The sequence below is a fragment of the Saccharopolyspora hattusasensis genome (genome assembly GCF_050972075.1).
GTDB lineage: Bacteria > Actinomycetota > Actinomycetes > Mycobacteriales > Pseudonocardiaceae > Saccharopolyspora > Saccharopolyspora hattusasensis.
In genome coordinates this window covers 3,783,578-3,796,877 of record NZ_JBPCDC010000001.1, presented here as the reverse complement: position 1 = coordinate 3,796,877, position 13,300 = coordinate 3,783,578, and the positions used below count along the sequence as shown (strand labels likewise).

The 13,300-nt window shown below is 68.1% G+C and carries 14 protein-coding genes and 3 pseudogenes; 10 read left to right on the top strand and 7 right to left on the bottom strand.

Features of this window, described 5'->3' with window-relative positions; all coding sequences use genetic code 11:
• Positions 1-48: 48 nt before the first annotated feature.
• The 7 genes and pseudogenes from ACRXBZ_RS17740 (at position 49) to ACRXBZ_RS17710 (ending at position 4,425) form a co-directional block, all read left to right on the top strand.
• Positions 49-1,359, top strand: a complete 1,311-nt coding sequence (locus ACRXBZ_RS17740) for an IS701 family transposase (RefSeq protein ID WP_433878414.1) — start codon at positions 49-51, stop codon at positions 1,357-1,359.
• 420 nt (positions 1,360-1,779) lie between these two features.
• Positions 1,780-2,217 (top strand): cupin domain-containing protein, encoded by a 438-nt coding sequence (locus tag ACRXBZ_RS17735; RefSeq protein ID WP_433880033.1) that lies wholly within the window; start codon positions 1,780-1,782, stop codon positions 2,215-2,217.
• A 43-nt stretch (positions 2,218-2,260) separates the two neighbouring features.
• On the top strand, positions 2,261-2,995 hold the full coding sequence (locus tag ACRXBZ_RS17730) for an SDR family oxidoreductase (protein WP_433880032.1): 735 nt from the start codon (positions 2,261-2,263) through the stop codon (positions 2,993-2,995).
• 122 nt (positions 2,996-3,117) lie between these two features.
• A complete protein-coding gene (locus tag ACRXBZ_RS17725) occupies positions 3,118-3,303 on the top strand; it encodes a hypothetical protein (RefSeq protein ID WP_433880031.1) in 186 nt (61 codons plus the stop codon).
• Positions 3,300-3,614: pseudogene (locus tag ACRXBZ_RS17720) on the top strand (SDR family NAD(P)-dependent oxidoreductase); the annotation flags it as partial. The gene ACRXBZ_RS17725 and the pseudogene ACRXBZ_RS17720, both read left to right, overlap by 4 nt.
• A 31-nt stretch (positions 3,615-3,645) precedes the next feature.
• Positions 3,646-3,846: pseudogene (locus ACRXBZ_RS17715) on the top strand (dihydrofolate reductase family protein); the annotation flags it as partial.
• A gap of 159 nt (positions 3,847-4,005) precedes the next feature.
• Entirely contained in the window at positions 4,006-4,425 is a 420-nt protein-coding gene (locus ACRXBZ_RS17710; RefSeq protein WP_433880030.1) for a VOC family protein, read from the top strand.
• A 134-nt stretch (positions 4,426-4,559) separates the two neighbouring features.
• On the opposite strand, the gene ACRXBZ_RS17705 is transcribed toward ACRXBZ_RS17710, so the two are convergent.
• Both ACRXBZ_RS17705 and ACRXBZ_RS17700 read right to left on the bottom strand, forming a co-directional pair.
• On the bottom strand, positions 4,560-5,114 hold the full coding sequence (locus ACRXBZ_RS17705) for a flavoprotein (RefSeq protein WP_168585678.1): 555 nt from the start codon (positions 5,112-5,114) through the stop codon (positions 4,560-4,562).
• Between the two features lie 155 nt (positions 5,115-5,269).
• Positions 5,270-5,503 (bottom strand): hypothetical protein, encoded by a 234-nt coding sequence (locus tag ACRXBZ_RS17700; RefSeq protein ID WP_433880029.1) that lies wholly within the window; start codon positions 5,501-5,503, stop codon positions 5,270-5,272.
• Between the two features lie 484 nt (positions 5,504-5,987).
• Between ACRXBZ_RS17700 and ACRXBZ_RS17695 the strand changes: the two genes are divergently transcribed.
• Entirely contained in the window at positions 5,988-7,154 is a 1,167-nt protein-coding gene (locus ACRXBZ_RS17695; protein ID WP_433880028.1) for a serine hydrolase domain-containing protein, read from the top strand.
• 100 nt (positions 7,155-7,254) lie between these two features.
• On the opposite strand, the pseudogene ACRXBZ_RS17690 reads toward ACRXBZ_RS17695, so the two are convergent.
• The 3 genes and pseudogenes from ACRXBZ_RS17690 to ACRXBZ_RS17680 form a co-directional block, all read right to left on the bottom strand.
• Positions 7,255-7,513: pseudogene (locus tag ACRXBZ_RS17690) on the bottom strand (GNAT family N-acetyltransferase); the annotation flags it as partial.
• 175 nt (positions 7,514-7,688) lie between these two features.
• Complete coding sequence (locus ACRXBZ_RS17685; RefSeq protein ID WP_433880027.1) at positions 7,689-8,600, bottom strand: LLM class flavin-dependent oxidoreductase; 912 nt, start codon at positions 8,598-8,600, stop codon at positions 7,689-7,691.
• Between the two features lie 491 nt (positions 8,601-9,091).
• Positions 9,092-9,643, bottom strand: coding sequence for a chorismate mutase (locus ACRXBZ_RS17680; RefSeq protein ID WP_433880026.1), 552 nt, complete (start codon positions 9,641-9,643; stop codon positions 9,092-9,094).
• Positions 9,644-9,950: 307 nt separating this feature from the next.
• Here ACRXBZ_RS17680 and ACRXBZ_RS17675 point away from each other — a divergent pair, with 307 nt between their 5' ends.
• Positions 9,951-10,508 (top strand): phosphatase PAP2 family protein, encoded by a 558-nt coding sequence (locus ACRXBZ_RS17675; RefSeq protein WP_433880025.1) that lies wholly within the window; start codon positions 9,951-9,953, stop codon positions 10,506-10,508.
• Between the two features lie 589 nt (positions 10,509-11,097).
• On the opposite strand, the gene ACRXBZ_RS17670 is transcribed toward ACRXBZ_RS17675, so the two are convergent.
• Positions 11,098-12,243: a DUF418 domain-containing protein gene (locus tag ACRXBZ_RS17670; protein ID WP_433880024.1), complete on the bottom strand. Its 1,146-nt coding sequence runs from the start codon at positions 12,241-12,243 to the stop codon at positions 11,098-11,100.
• A 116-nt stretch (positions 12,244-12,359) separates the two neighbouring features.
• Between ACRXBZ_RS17670 and ACRXBZ_RS17665 the strand changes: the two genes are divergently transcribed.
• Positions 12,360-12,971: a TetR/AcrR family transcriptional regulator gene (locus ACRXBZ_RS17665; RefSeq protein WP_168585669.1), complete on the top strand. Its 612-nt coding sequence runs from the start codon at positions 12,360-12,362 to the stop codon at positions 12,969-12,971.
• An 80-nt stretch (positions 12,972-13,051) separates the two neighbouring features.
• Here the strand turns inward: ACRXBZ_RS17665 and ACRXBZ_RS17660 are convergent, their stop codons facing one another.
• Positions 13,052-13,300 (bottom strand): hypothetical protein, encoded by a 249-nt coding sequence (locus ACRXBZ_RS17660; protein WP_433880023.1) that lies wholly within the window; start codon positions 13,298-13,300, stop codon positions 13,052-13,054.

The following is a 13,300-nucleotide window of genomic DNA, read 5'->3' as shown; positions in this document are numbered from 1 at the left end:
GGAAGCATCGGCGTGCTACTAACCGCCCGCTGATGGGGAGATTCGCCGATGCTTCCTGCTGGAACCGTACTCGCGTCCTTACTGTCTGTGCTGGAGGGGGTGCGGTTGGTGTTCACCGCGCCGACGTTCATCACGTTCACGCAGCTGGTGACGGGGCTTTTGGCGGCCACGGGCCCGCGGACGGTGACCGGGATGTGGGGCGCGGCGGGGCTGGCGGGGGTGTCGCATCACGCGCGGGCGCACCGGTTTTTCTCCGATGCCCGCTGGAGTCCGGACGCCCTGGGGCTGGCGCTGGCCCGGCTGGTGGTGGCCCGTCTCGTCGATGACGGCCGGCCGTTGCGGGTCGGCATCGACGACACACTGTTCCACCGCTACGGTTCCAAGACCCACGGGGTGTTCTGGCAGCACGACGGCTCGGCCAAAGGCCGTGACGGTATCGGCCGCGGTAACTGTTTCGTGGTCGCCGGGCTGATCGTGACACTGCCGTTCATGGCACGCCAGGTGTGCCTGCCGGTGCTGTTTCGCTTGTACATCCCCAAGAACAAGTCCGGGATCTCCAAACCCGATCTCGCGCGGGAACTGGTAGGGCTTGTGGCGGCAGCGTTTCCCGGACGCCAGATCGACGTCGTCGTCGATGCCGCCTACCGTGGCCCGGCCTGGCGCACCCCGTTCCCGGCCAAGGTCACCTTCACCACCCGCCTGGCCTCCAACGCCGTGCTGTACGGCCCGCGCCCGCCGCGCACCGGCCGGCGCGGGCGCCCCCGGCTCAAAGGCGACCGGCTGGGTACCCCCGCGGACCTGGCCGCTACCGCCACCTGGCGGCGCACCCGGGTGCGCCGCTACGGCAGTACCGACACCGTGCTGATCGCGGTGATCCCGTGTCTGTGGTGGGGATCGCTGTACACCACCCCGGTGGTCGTGGTGCTGGTCAAAACCCCCGACTCCACCAAGCCCTACGACATCGCTGTGGTCTCCACCGACACCACCGCCACCGGCGAAGCCCTCATCGCCCGCTACGCCGACCGCTGGTCGATCGAGCAAACGATCAAGGACTGTAAAACCCTCCTCGGCACCGGTGAGACCGCCAACCGGGTACCCGCCGCCGTGCAGCGCAGCGTGCCCTTCACCATGCTGGGCCTGACCATCCTTATCCTCTGGTACGCCCAGCACGGCAACGCCGTGACCGACCTGGCCATCGCCCACGCCGGCCGACCCTGGTACCGCCGCAAGACCCACATCAGCATCGACGACATGCTCATCGCCTTCCGCCGAGCCCGAATAACAACGATCAGCGCAGGTCACAACACACCTGATCAAAACCCGACCGGTCCCCCGACCAGCACCCCCACCGCCGCATAACCGCGAAACCTCAGGATTAGACAAACATCTAAAAAAGGGGATGAGATGTCTCGCATGCAACTCGCCCTTCGGGTCGGCGACCTCGAAGGATCGATCACGTTCTACTGGCGTTCCTGAAGATCGTGCGTGCACTTCAGGTGCATAGAACGATCGGGCCTAGTTTTCCAGGACGCGCTCAACGGCGTCGGCGGCCTCCCGGCTCCACGTCCTGAGCAATCGAGGGCTCAACCAGCCGCAGCGATGACCTCCGCCTCTGCCTTCGCGACCGGGCGCGATGCTGCACTTCAACCACGGCACCTCGCAGGGAAGGAGGTGGTGGCGACGGCACCCGCGGCGTGGGGCGGGGTAGCTGACTTTCCTCATCTGGAGGTCCGTGCGCGCGTTTTCCGAGGCCCCGTTCCCCATCAGGGAGGTCTTTCCATGTCGGACATCGAGTCGACGACCGCCGGGCAGAAGCCACGATCGGACGGGTGGCAGTCGGCGATCACCGTGGTGCAGGAGGCGGAGCCGCCCTTCATCCCGGCGGGTGCGCACGCGATGACCATCGTCGTCGAGTTCCCCCCGGGCAACCCCGGCAACCCTCCGCACCGGCACTCCGGCCCGGCCTTCGGCTACGTGCTGGAGGGCGAGATGGTGTTCGAGCTCGAGGGTGAGCCGGCGCGCGTCGTCCGGGTTGGCGAGGCGTTCTGGGAGCCGGGCGGCGACGTCATCCACTATCAGGACGGCAACAACCGCGCCGACATCCCGGTGCGCTTCACCGTCACCATGCTCTGCGAACCGGGCCAACCCATGCTCACCTTCGTGGACGACGAAGAGCTCGTCCGGCGCGCGGACCGCCGGGCACCGCGCGCGGACTGAACTCGCGCTCAGCCGCACCGCGAGAACAGGGAAGGTCGGAGAAATGAAGATCGCTGTCATCGGTGGGACCGGGCTCATCGGATCGCAGGTGGTCAAGATCCTGAACGCGAGCGGGCACGAGGCGGTGCCGCACTCACCGTCCACCGGCCTGGACCTGCTCAGCGGGCAGGGCCTGCCCGAGGCGCTGGACGGGGCCGACGTCGTCGTCAACCTGACGAACTCGCCGACCTTCGACGACGCCTCGCTCGAGTTCTTCCAGAAGACCATGGACAACCTGATGGCGGCTGCCAAGGCAGCCGGCGTCGGCCACGCTGTCGTCCTCTCGATCGTTGGGGCCGATCAGGTGCCGGACCTGGTCTACTACCGCGCCAAGGTGCTGCAGGAGGATCTCCTCAAGGCCGGCCCGGTGCCTTACTCGATCGTGCGCGCCACGCAGTTCTTCGAGTTCATCGACGCAGCCCTGTCCTGGACCGCCGACGAGAACACGGTTCGCCTGCCCACCACGCGCGTCCAGCCCATGGCCGCGGCCGACGTCGCCCAGGCCGTGGCCGACGTCGCCGTGGGTGCCCCGCTGCTCGGCACCCGCAACGTCGCCGGGCCCGAGGTCTTCGCGCTCGACGAGTTGGGCACGATCACCCTCGCCGCCCGTGGTGACCACCGCACCGTCATCACCGACGACAGCGCCGGCATGTTCGCCGCCGCCTCAGGCGACGCCTTGATCGCCAAGGACGACACCGTCATCGCCAAGACCACCTACCGGGACTGGCTCGCGCGCTGACCCGGCTCGACGACGACGCAGATCGGTTACCCGAGTTTCCGAGGGTGCGGGTGCTGACGTGATCGTGGAGGCGGCCAGCCGGCTGCTCTTCGCGCCCGCCTGAGCTGCTGACCGGGGTCGCGTTGGAGCGGCTGCTCATCTCGCAGTTGCCGCGCGAACCCGACCGGACCGGGGCCGATCTGCTGCGGGCGACCGTAGGCACCGTGCTCTGCGGGGCGATCCGTTCGGCACACCCCGGCATCGGCGATGAGCAACTCCGGGCGGTCATGCCGACGGCCCGCGATGAGGAGCAGGAGGTGGGCCCGTGACTGGGGAAACCGGCAGGATCGCATTGGTGACAGGGGCCAGCAGCGGAACCGGAGCGGCCCCCGCGCGCCTCCTGGCCGCGCGAGGGATGCGCGTGGTGGTCAACTACCTCCGCGACAGCACGGCAGCCGAGGAGGTCGTGGCCGGCATCGAGGCCGCTGGCGGTCAGGCGATGGCAGTGCAGGCCGACGTGCGCGAGGCAACGGCGGTCGAGCGCATGATCGAGCAGGTCCAGGCGGCATGGGGCGGCACTGACGTGCTCGTGCACAATGCGCTCACCCCGTACGCGATCAAGCCGTTCCAGGACATGAGTTGGGAAGAACTGGGCGGCAAGCTCGACGCCAAGATTCGGCGGCGGGGCCACCACCATCCGGCAGTTCCTCGACGCCGGCCTCGTCGACACCATGCACGTGGCGGTCTCGCAGGTGGAGCTCGGATCCGGGGTGCGGCTCTGGGAGTCGCCCGAGGAGCTGCTCGACCGGTTCCACCTCGAGGTCGTGCCCAGCCCGAGCGGCGTGACCCACCACCGGTTCTGGCGAAGGTGACACGAAGGCCCGCTCTGAGCTAAAAACCGTCGTCTGCAACCGGAATCCGTCGAGGTCACGGCGAAAACCCTGCAGATGGCCGGAAGGGAAGTCTCCCAGTTCGGACTCGAATCCTGCCGTGGAGCGAAGCTGACGGGGGCCGGCCCAGTTCGAGGGCGTGTGCCGCTGGTGGTGGGGCTTCCATTCGTCCAAGCGGGTGGTGAGCACGGCGACGATAATGCGGTGATGATCAGGAGAATTCTTTCCTACGCCGACGGGGACGATCTCGCCGCGTCGCGCGATTTCTACGTCGGGGTATTCGGTCTTGAGATCGCGATGGAAGATCCCGTCCTCTGCCTGAGGTCGCCGGACAACCCCACGGCTCAAGTGATCATCTCGCCACGCGGCATGGAAACCCCCGCGCCGCGCTTCGGGATCGACGTCGGCGACCCGGCGGCAGTTGATGCGGCGCACGCCGAGTCCGTCCGCCGCGGTTTGCGCGTCGTGTATCCGCTCACCGACGAGCCGTGGCGCGTACGTCGCTTCTTCGTGGAGGACCCCAGCGGCACGGTGGTCAACGTGCTCGCGCACCTGCCCTGACCCGGCGGGCATCCAACATCGTTCGAGCTCAAGCCCGCCGGAAACAACCTAAAGCGGGTGTCCGCGAACCCTGCGAAGATCGTCCTCGATCACAGTTCGGCAGCCTGGCGCGCGACGGGATGGTTCGAGCGCAGTCAGATTCGCCGGGCAACCGCGGATTCTGCCGCGTCGAGGATCTGGAGCCAGGGGATCTCCTGCTTCTTCCTGGGATCATGGAGGGGCCAGTAGTCGTCGCCGGTCAGGAGTTCCACCCCGGCTTCGCGCAGGGTTTCGGTGTGGGACTTCCACGCCGGGTGGCGGACCTGGGCGATGTTGATCTTCGGGAAAATCACCACCGGGATCTCCGGGGTTCCGATCGCCTCGCCGAGCGTGGTCAGGGCCTGGTTGTCGGCGATGCCGAGGGCGAGTTTGACGACCGTGTTGGCAGTCGCCGGACATGCCAGGTAGCAGTCGATCGGCGGGTGCGGGCGGCCGTCGCCGGGCAAGCGGGACTCGACGCGGCACGGCAGGCCGGTCACCTGCTCGATCCGCTCGGTCTCGCCGAACTCCCGCAGCCACCAGCCCGCGGTCGGAGTCAGCGTCGCGGCGACCCGCCAGCCCCGGGCGATCGCGGGTTCGATCAGCGCCGGGCGGATCTCCTCCACGCCACCGGCCGCCGATCCGATCAGTCCCAGGGTCCGCTCGCTCATCCCGCCAGTATGTCGCGGGAGGGGCGGATTGCCGCCAGGGCATTCGAGAGTCGCTGCGTTCCCGCAGGTCAGGTCTCGTGCATTTTGGGCCGCCATGGCCTCTTGAGTCGAATGAGTTGTGTCATTGGTCATGTCTTCGGTGAGGTGTCGCTTGATCACGCTTTGCGTGGTGCCATGGCGAGGAAGCAGGCGATGATGCGCCTTGTGGACGCGTTTTCGCCGGCCGCGTACACCTGCCCGGCCGGGACCTTGTACTGCAGCGGCTTCACTCGCTGGCCGGTGGAGGTGGTGCGGGCGCGGGCCTGGCCGAGCACGTCGTAGACGCCGTCGGCGAGTCCTGCTCGCCGCTGGCTTGCGGGCTGCCGCTGAGCTCCGCGATCGCTGGGCACCAGCCGAAGGCCAAGTGTCCTCTGTGGATAATCAGAATTCCCGTACCATTGAACGGGAATCTTCGGGCATCGCTTCCGAGGTGGCAATACCCGGTGTTGGTGAGAGCTGCATGATGGGGCGATCGCTGCCGACCGCGCCGAGACCAGGACCAGCGCGCCCGGCTCCCGGCCGAGCACTTCGAGCACCACCCGGATCACGATGCTGGAACACCGCGGGCGGCGGGCGCTCGCGCTTTGTCGGTGCCCGCGCGTACTTTTGGCGCGATAGAGGCCGTTTTGGAATGTGCTGGTGTGGAGCGAACGGAACGTTCGTGCCGTCTAGTGAGGTGTACAGGCCGTTCCCTTCACACCGCTTGGCGAGGCGGCACCAGACCGCTCCCGATGGGGCTGCCGCCGGAACCGCCAGGCAGCACGAGCTCCCAAACAGCCTCTGCACCAACAGGACTGCTCACGGCAGCTGACCGGCGGAGTTGTAGGAGGGACCATGGGTTTCGCGAAGCAGCGCTTGGCGCGTTTGCACGAGGTGATGAACGGCTACGTGGCCCGGGGCGAGTTGCCGGGCGCGGTGGCCGCGGTGAGCCGAGGCGGCGAGACGCACATCAAGGCGTTCGGCACGCTGGCGGTCGGCGGGACCGAGCCGATGCGCCGGGACACGATCTTCCGAATCGCCTCGAACACCAAGCCGATCACCGCGGCGGCGGCGTTGATCCTGGTGGAGGAGTGCGTGCTGCGGCTGGACGACCCGGTCGACGAGCTGCTGCCCGAGTTGGCCGACCGCCGGGTGCTGGCCCGGCCCGACGGGCCGCTCGACGAGACGGTGCCCGCGAACCGGCCGATCACCCTGCGCGACCTGCTGACCTTCCGGTTCGGCTTGGGCGTCGTCCTGGGCAACCCACCGATCTTCCGGGCGCTGTCGGAGGCCGGTCTGGCACCAGGACTGGACGTCGTCGACCTGTCGATCGACGAGTGGATGCGCCGCCTCGGCGAACTACCGCTGGCCTACCAGCCGGGCGAGCAGTGGCTCTACCACACCGGATCCGACGTGCTGGGCGTGCTGATCGCCCGGGCCTCCGGGAAGTCGTTGCCGGACTTCCTGCGGGAGCGGATCTTCGAGCCGCTCGGCATGCGCGACACCGGCTTCCACGTGCCCGCCGGCCAACTGCACCGACTCGCGCCGAGCTACCAGGCCGGGCCGGGCGGCGAGCTCGTCCGGCGCGACGATCCCGTGGACAGCCCGCCGAAATTCCCCGGCGGCGGTGGCGGCCTCGTCTCGACCGTCGACGACTACCTGGCCTTCTACCGGATGCTGCTGGACGGCGGGCGCTACGGGCGCGAGCGGATCCTGTCCCGGCCGGCCGTCGCGCTGATGTGCACCGACCAGCTCACCGACCAGCAGAAGGCGGATGCGCGGCCGATCCTCGGCGAGAGCGCGGGCTGGGCGTTCGGCCAAGCCGTCGTCACCCACCGCGTCGACCTGTCGACCACGCCGGGCCAGTTCTGCTGGTCGGGCGGCCTCGGCACGACCGCCTTCGGAGATCCGGCGGAGGACCTGATCGGCATCCTGCTCACCCAGCGCGCGATGGCCTCCGCCGCGCCGTCGCAGCACTTCACCGACTTCCGCACCACCGTCTACCAGTCCCTCTCCGACTGATCCGCGCGATCCGCCGACCGTCCAAGATTGACTACTGTGGACGGTCGTCGGCCAGGCGCGAGATCCCGCCGCGGGAAGCCGGCACGAGCCAGTGGGGAGATCAGTCCTGGCGCCGCCATTCGGATCGCAGGATCGCGTAGACGAACTCCTCGCGCCAGGCACCCTTGATGATCGAGCTCTGCATGAAGTGGGCCTCGCGGCGCATACCGAGGCGTTCCATCAGCTTCGCCGAGGCGGTGTTCAGGGCGTTGCACCTGCCGACGATCCGGTGCAGGTCGAGCTCCTCGAAGCCCAGGCGGAGGACTGCGCGGGCAGCCTCGGTGGCCAGGCCCTTCCCCCTGGTGGTCGGGGTTGAAGACGCTCCGCCAGCCACTGGTCGGATACCCGCGAGCAGGGCCAGCCCCGCCGGATTGAGCGCGGCTGGGCTGCGCGATGTGGAGTAGGGCCGCGTGGTGCGACCCGCACCCCACTGGCCGCCACTAGCGGCATCGGTAAGAACGCGCCGGGTGGATAGCGCACCCAAGCCTCGGTTCGTCACTTCGACCTGAGACACCTCGGTCGCTCCGCCGGATCGAGGAGCTCGCGGACCTGGCCGAGCAGGTCGCAGGAGCTGTGCCAGTCGCCGTCCACGGCGAACGCGATCTTCTCGACACCCACCTCGGCATAGGCGGCGAGCTGCTCCGCGACCTGCTCGGGCGTCCCCGCGACGACGTAGTCACGGGCCACATCGACCGGAATCCCGAAGAGCTCCGCCAGATTCCCCGCGCAGCGGTCGAGCAGACCGGCGTCCGGACGTTTGACCAGGCTGCCCTGGATCGCGAGGCCCAGGCGCGGAGCCGGGCGACCACGCTCCTCGGCGAGCTCGCGCAGCCGCGCGGCCTTGGTGCGGATCCCGTCCGGCCTGTGCATCTCGGCGATCCAGCCGTCGCCGAAGCAAGCCGCGCGGCGCAGCGCGGCAGGCGCGGAGCCGCCGATCCACAGCGGCGGCACGGCGGCAGCCGGGGCGAGCTGCGCGGTAGCGCCGTGCGGCAGCACGGTCGGCTCGCCGGCCAGCAGCGACGGCAGCAGCTGCAGGAACTCGTCGGTGCGTCGGCCGCGCGTAGCGGCGTCGAGGCCCACGGCGGCGTAGCCGCTGTCGCGGTCGCCGACGCCGATGCCGAGGTGCAGGCGGTCGCCGCCGGTTAGGTTTTGCAGCGTCGCGATCTGCTTGGCCGCGCACACGAGTGGCCGCAGCGCGGGGAGATAGACGGCGAAGCCGATGTCGATGCACTCGGTCACGGCAGCCGCCGTGGCCAGGGCCAGCATGCCGTCCAGCGCCGGAACCCCGTTGGCGAGGTGGTCGCCGCTCCAGATGGCGTCCAGCTCGGCGTCCACGGCATGGTAGGCCGCCTCGCGGATCTCGGCCTCCGCCGCGCTGGGCAAGAAGATTCCGACTTCGACCGGCATGGTTGGCTCCCGAGGTCTGCGGGATCGGTGCTGGTCCCAAGCATCGAACCTCCAGTGCGCTGGAGGTCAAGCCGCCGCGGTCGGTGTTGACCTCCACAACGGCTGGCCGACGGCGTTCGCGGACGGCGCCCTCACCTACCGGCAGCGGATCTCCCACGACCCGGAGCCGGTGTCCCCGGCGGTGGAAAAGGTGACGGGCCACCCACCACGAACCTTCCGGGAATGGGTAGAAGACCCTGCCACGCCTTCCGCTGACCCCGCTACGCCTTCCGCTGACCTCACCACGCCTTCCGCTGACCACTCCGTCTTCCGCTGACCACTCCGATTTCAATGGAAATCGAAGACCATCGGCGTGTCGGGTCACGACACGCCCATGGCTGTGGACAACTTCCGCAACTTCAATGGAAATCGGACCTCTGATTTCCATTGAAATTGCGGTCAGAACGCTGGGTCCAGGCGTTGGGTCCAGGTGCTGGGAGCAGGAGCCGGGGTCAGGGGCGAGTGCAGATCGACGGGATCGCCCGGGTCAGGCCGAGCTGGTGCAGGCAGTTCAGCCGCAGGTCGGTCCGGGTGTGCTGGAAGGCGCTGGTCAGCCGGCCGCCGCAGGCCGGACGTTCGCGCAGTTGCCGGGTATCGCGCAGTTCCAGCAGGATCTCGTCGTTAAGCCGGTCGATGATCGGCCGGATCTCACCCAGGTCGGGGCGTTCGGCCGGCCGCTCGTCGGGGTGCGCCGCCCAGCGCTCGTGCAGGGCGCGTTGGACAAGCTTGCTGGCCTCGATCTGGTCCCGGAAGACCCGCTTCGCCTCCTCCGGGTCGATGCCCAGTTCCAGCGACTTGCGCGCGACGGCGTCGAGCACCTGCTGCTCCCGGCCCGGGTCGTCGATCGGCTGGCCGGTGCCCCACTTGGCCTCCGCCACCGTGTCCGATGTGGTGACGCGCTCGGCGGCCGACCGGAGCAGCGGATCCAGCGACTCCCGTTCGCTGGTGTGGTCCGGGGATGCGAGCGTGGCGATGATGGTGCTGACGAGGAGAAGTGAACGCACGACTGCCTCCTAGTCGACGATCCGGCCGAGTCAGGGTACGCGCACAACCGCCGAAAAGCGGGCGAAGACAGCAACTTTCAACCGCCTCACCGAACATGTCCACACCGTCGCGCAACCCGGGATCACGATCCGTAGCCAACGGGGCGGCCGTCGCGGTCACCGGATGCTGCGTCGATTTCGCGCGAGATCGCGCCACCCTGATGTCGGGATTCTGCCGAAAGTAAGGGTGGCAGGACGAGCCACCACAGCACGTCCCGTTTCGGCGCCTTCACCGCATCGATGCCGGCCGGTCGGTAATGTCGGATTGGTGCGGAGTCTGCTGGAGCTGAGCGCGGAGTGGTACCGGGCGATCGCGGAGTGGGCGATTTCGACACCGCACTGGGTGCACGCCTTCGCGCTGTTCGGCACCCAGGCGCTGCTGGCGGTGTTCGCTCTGCTGACGCTAGTCGCGTGGTGGCGGGCGGGCCGGCGGCTGGCGGTGCTGGTCGCACCGCTGCTGGCGGGCGGGGCCGCGTGGGTGGCCGCCGGGTTGGTCAAGGACGTCTTCCAGCAGGACCGGCCGTGCCGGGCGATGACGATCCCGAGCGGCACGATCGAGAACTGCGCCGGCGTGAGCATCTGGTCCTTGCCGAGCGGCCACTCGGCGACGGCCGCGGCCTTCGCGGTGGCGCTGGCGATGCTGTGGCACCGCATCACGGCGATCGTGGTGCTTCTCGCGCTGTTCGAAGGGTTCTCGCGGATCTTCATCGGCGTCCACTACCCGCACGACGTCTTGGCGGGGTACCTCCTCGGCGCGGTCCTGGGAGCGGTGAGCGTCTTCGCCTGCAACGCCCCGCGATTCCAACGGAACTCGACGGAGATGTGACTCGGGCGGTCGGCAGCGTCGCAGCGCAAGGTTGGCCTGGTCACCCCGGCCTTGGTCTTTGGTTGCTATGGCTGCAGGTTGCTATGGCTGCCCGCAGACCACGGCCCCACCCGGACTTCGGCCCGCTTCGAGGTGAGCCGCGGCGCTGGTACTCCGTGACGCATCCGGCGCACTGGGCGGTAATGCTGACCGTGCGCGGTGTGGCGGGCCAAGGTGTCGGTCACGGCATCTTCACTCTCTCGCCGCACAGCGCAACGACTCTGCGCCGACGGGCCACCGTCCGGGCTTGTCGGTGATGCGATGCCGAAACCTTTCATCCCGGCCGGGACGATCCAGTACACGACGCCCTCCCGCCGAGCGGCCAGCGAAGCTGCATCGAACTCCACCCACCAAGCCCTCGAACCCATGAGCGCCTCCGCACAGTTACGAAGGATCGGGACGGTGGGACGTTAGCCGTGCTCGGGGGCTTGGGTGCGGTCCTCGCTGCTGTGAAGGTGGATCGCTTCCGTAGCTGACGGACATTTTGGCCGGTCAGGGCCCGTGAGTACTTTGTGTTGCTATAGCACCCAAAACCACTCACGGGCATCTGTCACCGTTGGGGTAGGCGGTAGGCCCAGTTCCAGGCCGCTTCGAGGGGGCCTCGTTCGAAGTGCCGGAGCCACCACGTCGACAGGGCCATGAACGTTGCGCAGATTGCTGCCCAGATCACCAGGACCCACCACGGGCGGGCCCAGTCGAAGCGCGTTGCCAGGCCGAATCCCCAGCCGTAGCACAGGATCGTCGCCACGAGGTTCTGAAAGACGTAGCAGGACAACGCCGTTCGGCCGACCGAGGTCAGTCCCCGGTGCAGCGGCCCCGGGGCACCGCGCATCGCGCCGACCACCGAGGGGATCAGTCCGAGCATGCCCAGCGCGATGATCGGCGGCAGGATGTAGCGGTCCACCATGAACCAGCCGTGCCCCGCGTAGACGGTGACCAGGTTCAACGGCACGCCGACGCCGAACCCGAATAGCATCAGCCGGTTCCGCAGCCGTTGCCCCTCGGGCGCGAACACACCCGCGCGGTACAGCCGGGCGCCGATCAGGAACAGCGCCGTGGACATCGGGATGATGAAGATCGATTCGCTCCGGTAGGTCCCCCAGTCGGCGATCCGCGACGAGAGTTGGTCGAGGTAGCTGCCGGAGGCGTACAGCTGCGACGGCTCGCCACCACCGCCGATCGATGCGTGTCCGCTCAGCAGGCCGAACGTGCACACGCCGATGAACGCGACGTGCAGCGAGGCCATCGCGATCGTCCAGCCCCTGATCGCCCGCTCGCTGCGGCCGATCAGGTACGCGACCAGCATCGACGTCACCGCGTAGCTCATCAGCACGTCGAACTCGAAGATCAGCACGTAGTGCAGCAGGCCCTCGGTGAACAGCAGCGCCGCCCGCCACAGGTACCAGCCGGGCCAGCGCCCGCGCCGCCGCAGCGCCGACCGGTACTGCAGCTCCAGGCCGATGCCGAACAGCAGCGTGAGCAGCGCCAGGAACTTGCCGTTGGCGAGGAAGCGGATGGCCGCCTCGATGTTCGCGGTGATCGTCCCGGTGGCCACCGCGGTCAGCGAGCCGGCGGGTCCTTCCGGGTCGGTAAAGATCCAGACGTTGGTACCCAGCGTGCCTAGGATGGCGACGCCGCGGATGACGTCTATCGCGGTGATCCTTCTGGAGGTGGGTGCTTGCTGTAGGTCGGTCATGGATTCCCCAGTCGTATGAACTCGCCTCCGCAAGCACGGAGGGTTACGATGCAAGTGCATGGTAAACCGTTGGCTGGCAGGTTTGCAATGCGGGCGCATTGGAAAGGTGTAGGAGCGTGCCCAAGCAGGTGGACCACGAGGCCCGGCGAATCCAGATCGCCGAGGCGCTGATGCGGCTGGCCAGCCGAGGCGGCCTGGAAGCGGTGAGCCTGCGCGACGTCGCGGCTGAAGCAGGCGTCTCGATGGGCGCGGTGCAGCACTACTTCAAGTCGAAGGACGAGATGCTGACCTTCGCGATGAACCACGTGAACAACCGTGCCGAGCAGCGGATCGTGGGGCAGCTGACGAGCATGCCGACGCGGCCGGAGGCGCGGGTGGTGATGCGGACGCTGATGCTCGAGATGCTGGCGCTGTCCGACGACAGCCGCATGGAATACCTGACGCACGTGGCGTTCTTCCTGCGAGCGCTGGCGTCGCCGGAAATGGCGGAGCTCTACCGCCAGCAGTGGCCGCAACTGGAAGCGTGGGTGGCCGGCGAGCTCCGGTTCGCGCAGGAATCCGGAGAACTACCGGCCGACCGGAACCCGGAAAGAGAAGCCGAAGCCCTGCTCCTGATCCCGGACGGCCTATCGGTGGGCCTGCTCCTGGGCCAACGCACGAGCGAAGAAGCGATCAGATCGATCGACTACCACCTGGACCGCCTCTTCGGAACTTACACAGTGGACTGAGCGTCTTGCTGGGAGGAACAACCCGCGCTGCTCGAGGTGTTGAACGTTGCGTTTCAGCCAGGCGGGTGTGGTCAGAGCGCTTACTGCCGGGTCTCGCCACCAGCGTGCCCCTGATCCCGGTCCGGTCCGGTGAGGGGGAACGGCTCAAAATTGCTGTCCAGCCCGATGGGGAAGTTTTCCTTGCTCCACGACTTCAGCACTTCACCGCGAGCGATCTTTTCATTCATGTACCGGATTGCCTCATCGGTCTTCTTCCTGGTCTCCGGGTCAACGTCCTCTGGTTTCGGCAAATACTGGCGCAACAACGCTTCACGCTCTTCCGGGGTCAT